Here is a 15,031-nt window from a genome sequence, read left to right on the forward strand (position 1 = left end):
CAAGTTAGGTAATTTGGGCGACGGCAAGTGTAGGCGATGCCGGCCCTCCCTGGGCAGCGGGAAACATCAAGAGGCTCAAAGTCAAGTTTTTGACATTCGCGCGACGACTTTGCTGCACCGCACAAAAAGTACTTGCAAAGAATTTGCGGATGCCTATACTAAGCATCATGTTGCAGCGCAACAAAGGCCCGAAAGGCCAAAGCCAACTGCAATACAACCCATCAACACGTACGGAGATCCCCTCATGCTGACCGCTGAACAACTGCTGGCCACCCAGAAAGCCAACCTCGCAACCCTGTTCGATCTGGGCCAAAAGGCTTTCGAAGGCGTTGAAAAGGTGATGGAGCTGAACCTGCAAGTCGCCAAGGCCACGCTGGATGAGGCCGCCGAGCACACCAAGGCTGTGCTGGCTGTGAAGGACGCTCAAGAACTGTTGGCCCTGCAAGCCAGCCTGCTGCAGCCCTCCGCTGAGAAGGCCGCTGCTTACAGCCGCCACCTGTACGACATCGCTTCGACCACCAGCGCCGAAGTGAGCAAGCTGGCCGAGACCCAACTGGCCGAAGCCCAGAAGAAGTTCGTGTCCGTGGTGGACAACGCCGTGAAGAACGCACCTGCCGGCACTGAAAACGCCGTCGTGCTGGTCAAGTCGGCTGTGGCCGCTGCCAACAACGCTTTCGACAGCGTGCAGAAGGCTGCCAAGCAAGCCGCTGACGTGGCCGAAGCCAACTTCCAGGCCATCACCAACACCGCTGTGAAGGCCACGCAAGCTGCTTCGACCAAGTCGTCGCGCAAGGCTGCCTGAGCACCCTTTGCCCGGGCACGGTTCGAGCCCGTTCACAAAACTTTGCAGCTTTGTGAGCGCCAACAGCTTGAACTTTGGCCCGGCAGCCGAATCTGAGAGACGTCGCTCTGGACAAGCGACACTCCCTGAAAGGTTGTCTCCTCGGTACCTCCTGAACCTTTTCTAAGGTACCTTTCAAGCCCGATGGTTCGCCATCGGGCTTTTTTTCTGGCCATCTGATTTCTGCCTGTCGGCTTCTATCATTGCGCCATGATCCCCTGGCTGGAACCCGACACGCCCTTCCCCGACACCGCGCTGGCACTGGGCCCGGAAACGGACGCGCCCGGACTGCTTGCGGCTGGTGCCGACCTCAGGCCACAACGCCTCGAAGCGGCCTATCGCCGGGGCATCTTCCCCTGGTTCAGTCAGGGCCAGCCTGTGCTGTGGTGGACAACCGACCCGCGCATGGTGCTGCCCGTCAGGGAGTTCAAGGTGCACCGTTCGCTCCGCAAGGTGCTGTCGAAATTCCAGCGCACAACCGGCTGCGAAATCCGCATCAATTCAGCCTTCGAGCAAGTGGCTGCGGCATGCGCCAACACGCCACGCGATGGGCAAAACGGCACCTGGATCCTGCCGGACATGCAGGCCGCGTACAGCCGATGGCACCGCCTGGGGCGCGTGCACTCGTTCGAAACCTGGGTGGATGGAGAACTGGCTGGCGGGTTGTACGGCGTCAACCTCGGGCGCATGTTTTACGGCGAATCGATGTTTGCCTGGCGCACGGACGCATCCAAGATTGCCCTGGCGGCCCTGGTCTGTTTCTGCCGCGCCAACGGCATCGAACTGATCGACTGCCAGCAGCAAACCAGACACCTGGCCTCGCTGGGTGCCCGGCCCATTTCACGTGGTGATTTCGAGGCCCATTTACGGGGGGTGGTCGATCAAAGTCCACCCGAAATTTGGGCCTATGATGATGTTTTGTGGTCTCAACTCGAGCACAGCGCCTGACACCAAGTGACGCACCTCAAAGATCTTCCGCTGGCATCGTTGCAGTTCTATGCAACAGCGCCCTACCCGTGCAGCTACCTTGACAACAAGGCCGCTCGCTCGCAGGTCGCCACGCCCAGCCACATGATCAACGCGGATGTGTATTCGGGCCTGGTGAGCAACGGCTTTCGCCGCAGCGGCATGTTCACCTACCGGCCGTACTGTGATGGCTGCCGCGCCTGCGTGCCTTTGCGCATACCGGCTGACCGCTATGTGCCCACACGCAGCCAGAAGCGCGCCTGGAAGGCCCACCAACATCTGGAAGCGCGCGTTCTGCGCTTGTGCTTCACGCCGGAGCACTACCAGCTCTACCTGCGCTACCAGGCCGGGCGGCACAAGGGCGGCGGCATGGACCACGACTCGGTGGACCAGTACACCCAGTTCCTGCTGCAAAGCCGTGTGAACTCGCGGCTGGTCGAGTTCCGCGAGCCGCCCCTGCCGGGGCAGACGCAAGGCACGCTGAAGATGGTGTCGATCCTGGACATCCTCAACGATGGCTTGTCAGCGGTCTACACCTTCTATGAGCCTGAGCCGCATACGAGCTACGGCACCTACAACATCATGTGGCAGATCCAGCAGACCCATGACCTGGGCCTGTCCTACCTGTACCTGGGCTACTGGATCGCCGAGAGCCAGAAGATGGCCTACAAGTCGCAGTTCCTGCCCCATCAGGTGCTGGTTGGCGGCCACTGGCGCGAGCAGATCCGCCTTGCAGCACCCAAGTGATCAGGGCGTCAGGTTCACCTGACCATTGACGGTCACCGACAGCACGCCCTTGCCAGGCTCCACGGGCAGCGGCGCGTCAGCCGCTTCGGCGCGCATGGCCATGGCCTTGGCCAGATAGGGGCGAGGCTCGAACCCCGGGTCGGTGGACGACACCGCGACCTCACCCAGCGTGAACCCCTTCATGCCGAAATCCGATGCGATCTGCGACGCGCGGGTCTTGAAGCGGGCAATGGCCTGGCTGGTCAACGAGGACTCATATTGCTCGCGCAGCGCGCGTGACAAGCCATAGTTGACGTTGATGACATTGAGCTGGTTGAGCCTACCCGTGGCCTGGGTGATGCGGGCGATGTCCGTGCCCTCCAGAATCAGCTGGGCAAAGCCTTGCCAACCGTTGATGCGGCCCGTGCTGTTGTAGCGAGGCTGCACGGAGAAGGCCCCGGTGCGCACCTCCATGCCCTGCGCCTGGGCCGTTTTGCGGGCCTCCGCCAACGCGGCCTCCATGACTTGCTTCAACCCTGCCTGCACTTCGGCCGCCTGGCTGCCCTCGCGCGTGGCCTGCAGGGTGATGCTCAGCAGATCCTGAGTGACTTCTTGCGTGGCGCTGGTCGAGAAACGCACGACATTCTGCGGTGGCGCTGTGTCCGCGTGGCTTGCGGTGGCGGTCAGCGCCAATGTCGCGGCCAGCAATGCCCCTGTCATGGCTCGGGCCAGCATCGGGCGTGAAGTAAAACCAGTTTGCATCGATAACCCCTGAATGGAGAAGGAACACCCGCACCTTAACGCAACGCCCCGCCTCCAAGAAGACAAGGCTCAAAGGGGCTTGACGCCACGTTCATCCAGCCGCAATATTTGTAACATCTGGTCAGCGCACCCATTTTCCCGCGCGTAAACTGCGCACAATCCGCCTCTGTTACAAATGCCGAGGAAAGCAGATGACCTCTCAGACTCCCAACCAGCGTCCCGACCGCGTTCTCGTGGTCGATGACGATGCCCGCATCCGCGATTTGCTGCGCCGCTACCTGAGTCAGGAGGGTTTCGAAGTCCTGCTGGCCGAAGACGCGAAGGCGCTCAACCGCCTGCTGACCCGCGAAACGGTCGACCTGATCGTGCTGGACCTGATGCTGCCCGGCGAAGACGGCCTGTCGATCTGCCGCCGCCTGCGTGCTGCGAATGACGTCACCCCCATCATCATGCTGACCGCCAAGGTCGAGGACGTGGATCGCATCGTGGGCCTGGAAGTGGGTGCGGACGACTACCTGCCCAAGCCCTTCAACCCACGTGAGCTGCTGGCCCGCATCCACGCCGTGTTGCGCCGCCGCCCGGCCCAGGAAGCGCCTGGCGCCCCCGCCAAGGAAGCGCAAACCGTTCAGTTCGGCCCCTTCGAGTTCGACCTGGCCCTGCGCCGCCTGAGCAAGGAAGGCGAACCCATTTCGCTGACCACCGGCGAGTTCTCGATGCTCAAGGCGCTGGTTCGCCACCCGCGTCAACCGCTGTCGCGTGACAAGCTGGCCCAGCTGGCCCGCGGCCGCGAGTTCGAGCCCTTTGACCGCAGCCTGGACGTGCAGATCTCGCGTCTGCGCAAGATGATCGAGCCCGATCCCGCACAACCGCGCTACATCCAGACCGTCTGGGGTGTTGGCTACGTGTTCGTGCCGGATGGTGGGGCTTGATGCATGCCTAGAAAGCGTTTCGCCCTCAGTCTGTTCTGGCGTACGTTCATTCTTCTGGGCCTGCTGCTGACCGCCGGCATCTTTGCCTGGGTTCAGACCTTCAAGGCCCTGGAGTTCGAGCCTCGCTCAGTGCAAGCCGCGCAGCAGATCGCCAGCCTGGTGAACCTGTCGCGTGCAGCCCTGCGTTATGCCGACAGCATCAACCGCGTCACCCTGATCAAGACCTTGTTCGATCAGGAATCGATCGCGCTCAAGCCGCATGAGCCGTCTGACCGCTTCGAGCCTTTTGAAGTCAGCCGCTTCACGCAGGCCATCGGCAAGGAGCTGCGTTCGCGCCTGGGGCCCACCACCGTGGTGGCCAGCAGCGTGAATGGCGTGCCGGGCCTGTGGGTGGGCTTTCAGATCGAGAAGGACAACTACTGGCTGCAGGCAGATGGCAGCCGGGTGGAACCCATGACGGGGCGAACCTGGTTCATCTGGGTGGGCATTGCCCTGGTGGCCACGATGCTGGGTTCTGCCGTGATTGCGCGCCTGATCAACCAGCCACTCAAGGAGTTGTCTTTCGCGGCGAGCCGCATACGCGAGGGCGAGTACGACTCCGTGCTGGATGAATCCATGATCACCCGCGAGATCCGCGAGGTGAACCAGGGCTTCAACCGCATGGCGCGCGAGCTCGCCAAGGTCGATGAAGACCGCGCCGTGATGCTGGCCGGCATCTCACACGACCTGCGCACGCCACTGGCCCGCCTGCGCCTGGAGGCGGAAATGAGCGTGGTCGATGAGGAAGCCAAGCGCAACATCGCCGCCGACATCGACCAACTCGACGCCATCATCGACAAGTTCATGGACTATGCCCGCCCCGGCAATGTCGAGCTGATGCCGGTGCATGTGTCGTCGGTGGTGGACAAGTCGATCAGCCAGTTCCGCGACACCAAGCGCATCCGGATCACGGCCAAGTTGCCCATCGACACCAAGGTCATGGCCGACGAGACCGAACTGGGGCGTGTGCTGACCAACCTGTTCGAGAACGCGCGTCGCTATGGCCGCAACACCTACACGGGTGTGACCAATGTGGACGTGAGCTACACGCGCTCGGGCTCCTGGGTGATCCTGAGCGTGCGGGACCACGGGCCCGGCGTGGCGCCCGAAAAGCTGTCGCAGCTGACAACCCCCTTCTTCCGGGGCGATGCGGCGCGCACGGCGGCCACGGGTGCCGGCCTGGGCTTGGCCATTGTGGAAAAGGCCTTGCAGCGCATGGGTGGTGGCTTCGAGATCGCCAACGCCCCTGGCGGCGGCCTGGTGGCCCACATCAAGCTGAAGCGGGCGCCCTGATCAACAGCCGGGGGGCAGCCTGATCAGGCCTGCTTGAACAACAGGCAGACGGCCCGGGTCTCGATGGCCCGGCCCTCGCCCACCGGCCCCATCTTCTCTGCAGTCTTGGCCTTGACGTTGACGGCGTCGGGGGCCAGATCCAGCGCCTGGGCGATGCGTTCGCGCATCAGGCTGATGTGCGGCGCCATCTTGGGTGCCTGCGCCACGATGGTCGAATCCACATTGCCGATCTGCCAGCCTTCGGCCATCACGCGCCTGGCCGCCTCCTTGAGCAACACGATCGAATCCGCTCCTTTGAACTGCGGGTCGGTGTCCGGGAAGTGCCGACCGATGTCGCCCATGCCCGCAGCGCCCAGCAAGGCATCGGTGATGGCGTGCAGCAAGGCATCGGCGTCCGAATGCCCCAGCAGGCCGTGGCTGTGGGGAATGGTGACGCCGCCAAGAATCAGTGGGCGGCCCGTGACCAGGGCATGGGTGTCCCACCCCTCTCCAACCCGAATGACTGGCATGGCCATGTTGATGTCGCAGACTTGAATGACAGGGCCTGCATTGTCGCGCGGAACGCTTGCCAGCTCATCAGGCCGCGTCGTGAAAAGGGGTGGCCTGCAGCGCAGGCCTGATCGACAATGCACCACGTTGGTTCACTGCGCATGCGCAGACCATCCTGCGGCACCAAGTTTGCGCACCACAACAGCCTTTTGATGCACTCAAAGCGGATTTAATGCCCCAAACACAGGCACACATATTGCTTTCTTATGGTGCGTAGTGACCCAAGATGCGGCAATCGATTCATTTCGGTGCGGCGTCATGTTCTTTTTGAAAGTCAAAGAATGGACCAACTCAAACAAGGCGCGGATGCGCTGTTTATCCTGCTGGGCGCCGTCATGGTGCTGGCGATGCACGCGGGCTTTGCCTTCCTGGAACTCGGCACCGTGCGCGGCAAGAACCAGGTCAATGCCCTGGTCAAGATCCTGGTGGACTTCTGTGTTTCGACCATCGTCTATTTCTTCGTGGGCTACACGATTGCCTACGGCGTGGACTTCTTTGCAGGCGCCGGCACGCTGGCCCAGAACAACGGCTATGCGCTGGTCAAGTTCTTCTTCTTGCTGACCTTTGCCGCAGCCATCCCCGCCATCATCTCGGGCGGTATTGCTGAACGCGCCAAGTTCGGCCCCCAGCTGATCGCCACAGCGGTCATCGTGGGCGTGTTCTACCCGCTTTGTGAAGGTGCCGTCTGGAACAACAAGTTCGGCTTCGAAGACTGGCTGCAGAAGCTGACCGGCGGGCAGTTGCATGACTTCGCCGGCTCGGTGGTCGTGCACGCCTTTGGCGGCTGGATCGCGTTGCCGGCGGTGCTGATCCTGGGTGCGCGTCGCAACCGCTATCGCAAGGACGGCGCCATGTCGGCTCACCCGCCTTCGAGCATCCCCTTCCTGGCCCTGGGTTCGTGGATCCTGGCCGTGGGCTGGTTCGGCTTCAACGTGATGAGCGCGCAGACCATCGACAAGATTTCCGGCCTGGTGGCGGTGAACTCGCTGATGGCCCTGGTGGGCGGCACCCTGGTGGCCGTACTGATGGGCAAGAACGACCCCGGCTTTGCCTACAACGGCCCGCTGGCTGGCCTGGTGGCCGTCTGTGCGGGCTCGGACATCATGCACCCCGCGGGTGCCCTGGTCGTGGGCGCAAGCGCCGGCGCGATCTTCGTGGTGATGTTCACCCTGGTCCAGAACAAGTGGAAGATCGACGACGTGCTGGGCGTTTGGCCTCTACACGGCCTGTGCGGCACCTGGGGTGGCATCGCAGCCGGTATCTTTGGCCAGACCTCGCTGGGCGGTGTGGGTGGTGTCAACCTGGGCACGCAGGTCGTGGGCACGCTGTGCGTGCTGGCACTGGCGCTGGTCACGGGCGGGCTGGTCTACGGCATCCTCAACAAGGTATTGGGCCTGCGCCTGACGCACGAAGAGGAATACGAAGGCGCCGACCTGTCGCTGCACCGCATCAAGGCCACGCCGGAGCAGGAAGTCTCCTGGTAAGGCACGGCTTTCAGCCCTGAAGCGTGCCTCCAAGAAGGGCGCTTCACCATCAACCCGGCCCCGTGCCGGGTTTTTTCATGCTTGTTCGCCCGCTCACGAACTGGACATATTGGCCGAAATGGCTAAAATAGCTCCAAGCTCTGAACAAGGCACCATCATGACCGCCCTCACCCTGCGCAACGCCCGTGGCGAAGACATCCCGGTAACCGAGTTCTCGGCGACCGAGGCCAAAAACAGCTTTGGCCGCGTCCTGGATACGGCTTTCAGCCAGGGTATGGTCGCCATCACCAAACGTGACCGGCCTACTGCGGTGGTGCTCTCCCTGGACGCTTACCAGGCTTTGCTGGGTGCGCAGTCCAAACCGCTGGACACGCTGAGCCATGAGTTTGATGCACTGCTTCAACGCATGCAGGCGCCCGCAGCCCGTGACGCCATGATGGATGCTTTCGATGCCAGCCCTGAAGAGTTGGGGCAAGCCGCATTGACCGCTGCCCAAGCCAGCCTGGCTGTGCGCCAAGGCTGAACAGCCTCACCAGGTACGAAGCGCGGCGATCGGCTTCAGGCAAATCGCACCCAACTGGGCTCATGATGTGCCCTTCAGGTCAATGTGCCACCCTCGTGGGCGGCATGTGATCCCCTATTCAAAATTCAGAGAGACACGCCGTGGCCAAACCTGCCCACGTTCCCCGACTTTTTGTGCTGGCCGGCACCAACGGTGCTGGCAAGAGCAGCATCGGCGGCGCCACGATCCGCCTGCGCGGTGCCGAGTACTTCAACCCGGACGAAGCCGCGGCACGCATCCGCGCCGCGCAGCCACATCTCAGCGCGACGCAAGCCAACAGTGCCGCCTGGCATGAAGGCAAGCGCCTGCTGCAACACGCCATCGCGCACGGTCAGGACTACAACTTCGAGACGACACTGGGCGGCAAGAGCTTTGCAGCCTTGCTCAAGGAAGCCTCAGCCAAGGGCTTTGAGGTTCGGATCTGGTACGTGGGCCTGGCCAGCCCGGAGCACCACCTGGCGCGGGTGAAGGCGCGCGTCAAAAAGGGTGGGCATGACATCCCCGAGGCCGATATCCGCCGCCGTTTTGACCAGAGCCGGCTGCAGCTCATCGAGTTGTTGCCGCACCTGAGCGAACTGCGCGTCTATGACAACAGCGAAGATGCTGATCCGCACAAGGGCAAGGCCCCGAAACCACGCCTGCTGCTGCATTGGCGGCAAGCTGGTCAGCCAGGCACGCCCGCGCATCAGGCTGATGTGCTGGTGCCCGCCACGGCGCAGGAGCTGATGAACACGCCAGACTGGGCCAAGCCCGTGGTGATGGCCGCGCTCAAGCTGCAATCGGACTTGCAGACCGTGCCGGCATCGGCAGATCTCAAGGACGCGTCGCCAGCAGACGCTCGGCCAAAGCGAAATCGCCCGGCCAAGTGACCTTGAAGTTGTCGTAGGCGCCTTGCACCAGTCGAGGCTGGTGCCCCAGCGCCTCGATGGCACTGGCCTCGTCCGTGATGGCTGCGGCGGTTTCCGGATCGGCCAGTGCGGACAGCAAGGCCGGGCGCAACAGGCCAAGTCGGAACATCTGTGGCGTCTGGGCGGCCCACTTGCCAGCGCGGTCCACCGTGGCCTGCACGCGGGCTTCGCCTTGCGAGCCCACCACAGCCGCCTTCAAGGTGTCGGCCAGCGGCAAGGCCAGCAAGCCGCCCACCTCGTCGTCTTCGCAGGCATCGATCAGGCGCTCGACCCAATCCGGCTGGATCAGACAGCGTGCAGCGTCATGCACCAGCACCCAGTCGTGTGGCTGGGCACCGCGGGCCAGCAATTCGCCCAGGCCGTTGGCCACGCTCTCCGCGCGAGAGGCGCCGCCCACGCGCGCCACCCAGCCATGCTCGCCTTCGAAGCCAGGCACATGCTGCTCGAACTGGGTATCGCCCGGCGACAGCACGACCAGCGTGGCAGCCAGCCTGGGCACCGCAGCGAGTGCCGCCAGCGTGTGGGCGACAACGGCCTTGCCCGCAATCGGGTGGTACTGCTTGGGCCCGCCCACGCCTGCCCGCTCACCCACGCCAGCGCAGGGGACCAGGGCAAACGCACGGGGTTTGAACTCGTGTGAGGCAATCGTCAAAGACATGGGGGGATTGTCCCCCACCTAAAATGCGCTCTGGATAGAGTTTGAATTCGCCACACACGCCCGGCCACCCTTGTGACCGGGCTATTGTCATTTCCGCACGCCATGCTGCCCGCCCTGCCCCTGCCCTCAATCGCCCCTGGCAAACGCTTCACCGTGCCGCGCCCTGCGGGCTCGGGTGACGCCCTGCTGCTGGCCCACTTCGCGCAAAGCCGCAAGGCGCAGGGCCAGCTCACCGCCGTCATGACCGCCGACCCGGCCGATGCCCAGCGTCTGCTCGACGAAATGGCCTTCTTCGTGCCGGACCTGCGCTGCGCCGTCTTCCCGGACTGGGAAACGCTGCCCTACGACACCTTCTCGCCCCACCAGGACCTGATCTCGGAGCGCCTGGCCACGCTGTGGCGCATCCAGCAGGGCGTGAAGTCGGACACCGGCGTGGACGTGGTGCTGCTGCCGGCCACCACGGGTCTCACGCGCCTGGCGCCGCCCTCCTTCCTGGCCGCCTACACCTTCCACTTCAAGCAAAAGCAGAAGCTCGATGAAGCGGCCCTGAAATCGCAGCTGACACTGGCCGGCTACACGCACGTCAGCCAGGTGGTGTCGCCGGGTGAATACGCCGTGCGCGGCGGCCTGATCGACCTCTACCCCATGGGCTCGCCGGTGCCCTATCGCGTGGACCTGTTCGGCGATGAGATCGACTCCATCCGCACCTTCGACCCGGACTCGCAACGCAGCCTTTACCCCGTGCCCGAAGTGCGCCTGCTGCCCGGCCGCGAATTCCCGATGGACGAAGCCGCACGTGGCGCCTTCCGCAAGCGCTGGCGCGAGCGCATCGAAGGCGACCCCACCAAATCCCGCATCTACAAGGACATCGGCACGGGCGTGGCAACCGCGGGCATCGAGTACTACCTGCCCCTGTTCTTCGACGAGACCTCGACGCTGTTCCAGCACCTGGGCGAGCAGGCAGCGTTGGTGCTGCATGGCGACATCGACGGAGCGCTGCGCCGCTTCTGGACCGAGACCAAGGAGCGCCACCGCTTCCTGCAGCATGACCCTGAACGCCCGCTGCTGCCTCCTGAGGACATTTTCCTCAAGGTGGACGACTTCTTCACGTTGGCGAACGTGCACGCGCAACTGGTGGTGCGCGGCACCGAGCCCACCGAGCCTGGGCAGGCGCCATCTCAAGCTGGCGCGTGGGCTCGCCCCCTGCCCGACCTGAGCGTCGAGCGCGGCGGCCAGGACCCGTTGCGCAAGCTCGAACAGCACATCGACAAGACCGACAAGGCCGGGCAACGCGTGCTGGTGGTGGCCGAAAGCGCCGGCCGCCGTGAAAGCCTGATGGAGCTGCTGCGCGACCACCGCATCAACCTGCCCAGCATCGACACGCTGCAGGCCTTTGTCGACAGCGACCACCGCCACGCGATCACGGCCGCACCGCTCGCCGCCGGCTTCATCTGGAACGACCTGGCGAACGCGAAAGCCGGCATCCAGTTCGTGACCGAAACCGAACTGTTCGACGCCACGCCCACCACGCGCCGGCGCCGCAAGTCCGAGCAGGTCACCGATCTGGACTCGCTCATCAAGGACCTGAGCGAGCTGAATGTGGGCGACCCGGTGGTGCACAGCAACCACGGCATCGGCCGCTACCAGGGCCTGATCAACCTGGACCTGGGTGATGGCCCTTCCGAGTTCCTGCACCTGGAGTACGCCGACAAGGCCACGCTGTATGTGCCCGTGTCGCAGCTGCACCTGATCAGCCGCTACACCGGCGTGAGCGCCGAAGAAGCGCCGCTGCACAAGCTGGGCTCGCCGCAATGGGACAAGGCCAAGCGCAAGGCAGCCGAGCAGGTGCGCGACACCGCCGCCGAGTTGCTCAACCTGTATGCCCGCCGTGCAGCCCGCGAAGGCTTTGCCTTCAGGTTCAGCGCCCAGGACTACGAGGCCTTTGCGGCCAGCTTCGGCTTTGAAGAAACAGCCGACCAGCGCGCGGCCATCCACGCCGTCATCCAGGACATGATCAGCCCGCGGCCCATGGACCGCCTGGTCTGCGGCGACGTGGGTTTCGGCAAGACCGAGGTGGCCCTGCGCGCGGCTTTCGTGGCGGTGACAGGCGGCAAGCAGGTCGTGCTGCTGGCGCCCACCACCTTGCTGGCTGAACAGCACTACCAGAACATCTCGGACCGTTTCTCGCAATGGCCTGTGAAGGTGGCGGAGATGTCGCGCTTCCGCTCTGCCAAGGAAATCAAGGCCGCCATGCAAGGCCTGGAAGACGGCAGCATCGACATCGTGATCGGCACGCACAAGCTGCTGAGCGACTCGGTCAAGTTCAAGCGCCTGGGCCTCTTGATCATCGACGAAGAACACCGCTTCGGGGTGCGCCACAAGGAGGCCATCAAGGCCATGCGCGCCGACATCGACGTGCTCACACTGACCGCCACACCCATCCCGCGTACGCTGGGCATGGCCATGGAAGGCCTGCGTGATCTTTCCGTCATCGCCACCGCACCGCAACGCCGCCTCGCCATCAAGACCTTCGTTCGATCAGAGAGCAGCAACACCATCCGCGAAGCCGTGCTGCGCGAGCTCAAGCGCGGTGGCCAGGTCTACTTCCTGCACAACGAGGTGGAGACCATCGAGAACCGGCGCGACAAGCTCACCGAGCTCATCCCCGAAGCCCGCATCGCCATTGCGCACGGCCAGATGCCCGAGCGCGAACTGGAGCGGGTGATGCGCGACTTCGTGGCCCAACGCCACAACGTGCTGCTGTGCTCGACCATCATCGAAACCGGCATCGACGTGCCCTCGGCCAACACCATCGTGATCAGCCGCGCCGACAAGTTCGGCCTGGCCCAGCTGCACCAGTTGCGTGGCCGCGTAGGCCGCTCGCACCACCAGGCCTACGCCTATCTGCTGGTGCCCGATGTGGAAGGCCTGACCAAGCAGGCCGCCCAACGCCTGGATGCCATCCAGAACATGGAGGAGCTGGGCTCGGGCTTCTACCTGGCCATGCACGACCTGGAGATCCGCGGTGCCGGCGAGGTGCTGGGCGACAACCAGAGCGGCAACATGATGGAAGTGGGCTTCCAGCTGTACAACGAGATGCTGGGCGAAGCTGTGCGTTCCCTGAAGGCCGGCAAGGAGCCCGACCTGCTCTCACCGTTGGGCATGTTCGGCAGCAACACCGACGTGAACCTGCATGCCCCGGCCCTGCTGCCCGACGCCTACTGCGGCGACGTGCATGTGCGCCTGAGCCTGTACAAGCGCCTGGCCACGGCCGACTCGCTCGACAAGATCGAGACCATGCTCGAAGAAATCGTGGACCGCTTCGGCAAGCTGCCACCGCAGGCGCAGGCCCTGTTCGACACGCACAAGCTGCGCGTGCAGTCCAAGCCTTATGGCGTGGTCAAGATCGATGCCGCACCGGGCATCATCAACATCACCTTCCGCCCCAACCCGCCGGTGGAGCCCATGCGCATCATCGAGCTCGTCCAGAAGAACAAGCACATCAAGCTGGCCGGCAACGACAAGCTGCGCATCGAGAAGGCCTTGTCAGACCCGAAGGACCGCGCCCAGTACGTGCGCGATCTGCTGCGGCAACTGGGTCAGCCCATCAAGGCCTGACCGGGCCTGGCGCCGTTCTTCGTGGCAGGCGCCTCGACACCCAGGATCGAGGCCCCCACGGCCTCGGCCACCTCGATGCCATCGACCCCTGCGGACATGATGCCGCCGGCATAACCAGCGCCCTCACCCGCCGGGTACAGACCCTTGACGTTGAGGCTCTGGTAATCGCGACCACGCGTGATGCGCAGTGGTGACGAGGTGCGCGTTTCCACGCCGGTCAGCATCGCGTCCGGCATGGAGAAGCCCTTGATCTGCTTCTCGAACGCGGGCAGGGCCTCGCGAATGGCGGCCAGCGCGTAGTCAGGCAAGCTGCCATTGCCCTTCTGTGCCAGATCCGTCAGCGTGACGCCGGGCTTGTAGGACGGCATCACATTGCCCAGCACCTTGCTGCGCTGCCCCTTGATGAAGTCCCCCACCAGCTGACCCGGGGCCATGTAGTTGCCCTCACCCAACTCGTAGGCGCGCGACTCCCAGAATCGCTGGAAAGCGATCCCGTCCAGTGGGTTCACCGGCCCCTCATGCAACCCGTCTTGCCGGTAGTCCTGCGGCGAGATGCCCACCACGATGCCGGCATTCGCATTGCGCTCGTTGCGCGAGTACTGGCTCATGCCATTGGTGACCACGCGGTTGGGCTCGGACGTGGCCGCCACCACCGTGCCACCCGGGCACATGCAGAAGCTGTAAACCGCGCGGCCATTCTTGGCATGGTGGACCAGCTTGTAATCGGCCGCACCCAGGATCTCGTTGCCCGCATTGGGGCCAAAGCGCGCCTTGTCGATGATGCTTTGCGGGTGCTCCACACGGTAGCCGATCGAGAAGGGCTTGGCTTCCATGTAGACACCACGCTCGTGCAGCATCTTGAAGGTGTCGCGGGCGCTGTGACCCAGGGCGATGATCACGTGGTCTGCCTCGATCTGCTGACCGCTTTCGAGCACCACGCCACGGATGCGACCCTGGTCGATCATCACGTCGGTCACATGCTGCTGGAAGCGGATCTCGCCGCCCAGCGCCTCGATGTCCGCACGCATCTTCTCGATCATGCTGACCAGGCGGAAGGTGCCGATGTGCGGCTTGCTCACGTAGATGATCTCTTCAGGCGCGCCGGCCTTGACGAATTCGGTCAGCACCTTGCGTGTGAGGTGGCGCGGGTCGCTGATCTGGCTGTAGAGCTTGCCATCCGAAAACGTGCCCGCCCCGCCTTCGCCGAACTGCACGTTCGACTCCGGGTTGAGCACGCTCTGGCGCCACAGGCCCCAGGTGTCCTTGGTGCGTTCGCGCACCTGCTTGCCGCGCTCCAGCACGATGGGCCGCAAGCCCATCTGCGCCAGGATCAAGGCGGCAAACAGACCGCAGGGCCCGAAGCCGATCACCATGGGGCGTTTCTCTTGCTGGAAATCTGCCGGCGCATGGCCCACGAACTTGTAGCCGGTATCGGGTGTGGGGCGAATGTGGTTGTCGCCAGACCACTGCTTGGCCACGCGTTGCTCGACCTCTTCGTTCACGAACGCGCAATCGACCGTGTAGATCAGGACGATGGCCGACTTCTTGCGCGCGTCGTAAGCACGACGGAAAACGGTGAAGTCCTGGAGTTCCTTGTCCTGGATGCCCAATCGGGCCACGATGGCGGGGCGCAAGTCGCCCTCGGCATGGTTCAGGGGAAGGCGCAGTTCGGTGATTCGCAGCATAGGCCGGGATT

General features: G+C 63.9%; 13 protein-coding genes. 9 read left to right on the plus strand and 4 right to left on the minus strand.

Translation table 11 applies throughout. The features are described 5' to 3' along the window. Window positions 1–244: 244 nt before the first annotated feature. From phaP to JY96_RS03245, 3 genes are all read left to right on the plus strand, one after another. Entirely contained in the window at window positions 245–802 is a 558-nt protein-coding gene (gene phaP / locus JY96_RS03235; RefSeq protein WP_035034906.1) for a TIGR01841 family phasin, read from the plus strand. A gap of 249 nt (window positions 803–1,051) precedes the next feature. Continuing rightward, on the plus strand, window positions 1,052–1,789 hold the full coding sequence (gene aat / locus JY96_RS03240; RefSeq protein WP_035034907.1) for a leucyl/phenylalanyl-tRNA--protein transferase: 738 nt from the start codon (window positions 1,052–1,054) through the stop codon (window positions 1,787–1,789). A 6-nt stretch (window positions 1,790–1,795) separates the two neighbouring features. Continuing rightward, complete coding sequence (locus JY96_RS03245) at window positions 1,796–2,554, plus strand: arginyltransferase (protein ID WP_035034909.1); 759 nt, start codon at window positions 1,796–1,798, stop codon at window positions 2,552–2,554. Here JY96_RS03245 and JY96_RS03250 read toward each other — a convergent pair whose 3' ends face one another. Further along, on the minus strand, window positions 2,555–3,253 hold the full coding sequence (locus JY96_RS03250; RefSeq protein WP_152606344.1) for an SIMPL domain-containing protein: 699 nt from the start codon (window positions 3,251–3,253) through the stop codon (window positions 2,555–2,557). It abuts the gene before it with no gap. Between the two features lie 233 nt (window positions 3,254–3,486). Here JY96_RS03250 and ompR point away from each other — a divergent pair, with 233 nt between their 5' ends. Together ompR and JY96_RS03260 are read left to right on the plus strand one after the other, a co-directional pair. Further along, window positions 3,487–4,224 (plus strand): two-component system response regulator OmpR, encoded by a 738-nt coding sequence (gene ompR, locus JY96_RS03255; protein ID WP_035034913.1) that lies wholly within the window; start codon window positions 3,487–3,489, stop codon window positions 4,222–4,224. 3 nt (window positions 4,225–4,227) lie between these two features. Further along, window positions 4,228–5,556 carry a sensor histidine kinase gene (locus JY96_RS03260; RefSeq protein WP_035034915.1) on the plus strand — a complete coding sequence of 443 codons (1,329 nt, stop codon included), beginning with the start codon at window positions 4,228–4,230 and terminating at the stop codon, window positions 5,554–5,556. Window positions 5,557–5,579: 23 nt separating this feature from the next. On the opposite strand, the gene ispF is transcribed toward JY96_RS03260, so the two are convergent. Continuing rightward, a complete protein-coding gene (gene ispF / locus JY96_RS03265; protein WP_035034916.1) occupies window positions 5,580–6,071 on the minus strand; it encodes a 2-C-methyl-D-erythritol 2,4-cyclodiphosphate synthase in 492 nt (163 codons plus the stop codon). Window positions 6,072–6,386: 315 nt separating this feature from the next. On the opposite strand from ispF, the gene JY96_RS03270 reads away from it, so the two are divergent. The 3 genes from JY96_RS03270 to JY96_RS03280 all read left to right on the plus strand — a co-directional run bounded on the left by JY96_RS03270 (window position 6,387) and on the right by JY96_RS03280 (window position 9,020). Beyond that, window positions 6,387–7,589: an ammonium transporter gene (locus JY96_RS03270; protein WP_035034918.1), complete on the plus strand. Its 1,203-nt coding sequence runs from the start codon at window positions 6,387–6,389 to the stop codon at window positions 7,587–7,589. Window positions 7,590–7,746: 157 nt separating this feature from the next. Next, on the plus strand, window positions 7,747–8,112 hold the full coding sequence (locus JY96_RS03275; protein ID WP_035034919.1) for a type II toxin-antitoxin system Phd/YefM family antitoxin: 366 nt from the start codon (window positions 7,747–7,749) through the stop codon (window positions 8,110–8,112). 140 nt (window positions 8,113–8,252) lie between these two features. Then, window positions 8,253–9,020: a zeta toxin family protein gene (locus JY96_RS03280; RefSeq protein ID WP_081960999.1), complete on the plus strand. Its 768-nt coding sequence runs from the start codon at window positions 8,253–8,255 to the stop codon at window positions 9,018–9,020. On the opposite strand, the gene ispD is transcribed toward JY96_RS03280, so the two are convergent. Continuing rightward, complete coding sequence (ispD, locus tag JY96_RS03285; protein WP_035034922.1) at window positions 8,965–9,717, minus strand: 2-C-methyl-D-erythritol 4-phosphate cytidylyltransferase; 753 nt, start codon at window positions 9,715–9,717, stop codon at window positions 8,965–8,967. The two genes, JY96_RS03280 and ispD, sit on opposite strands and share 56 nt — an antisense overlap. A gap of 102 nt (window positions 9,718–9,819) precedes the next feature. Here ispD and mfd point away from each other — a divergent pair, with 102 nt between their 5' ends. Then, on the plus strand, window positions 9,820–13,335 hold the full coding sequence (gene mfd, locus JY96_RS03290; protein ID WP_235334018.1) for a transcription-repair coupling factor: 3,516 nt from the start codon (window positions 9,820–9,822) through the stop codon (window positions 13,333–13,335). Here the strand turns inward: mfd and JY96_RS03295 are convergent. Further along, window positions 13,317–15,020 (minus strand): NAD(P)/FAD-dependent oxidoreductase, encoded by a 1,704-nt coding sequence (locus tag JY96_RS03295; protein WP_035034926.1) that lies wholly within the window; start codon window positions 15,018–15,020, stop codon window positions 13,317–13,319. The genes mfd and JY96_RS03295 overlap by 19 nt on opposite strands. Window positions 15,021–15,031 lie beyond the last annotated feature (11 nt).

Origin of the sequence: Aquabacterium sp. NJ1 (assembly GCF_000768065.1) — a bacterium.
In the GTDB taxonomy this organism is placed as follows: domain Bacteria; phylum Pseudomonadota; class Gammaproteobacteria; order Burkholderiales; family Burkholderiaceae_C; genus Aquabacterium.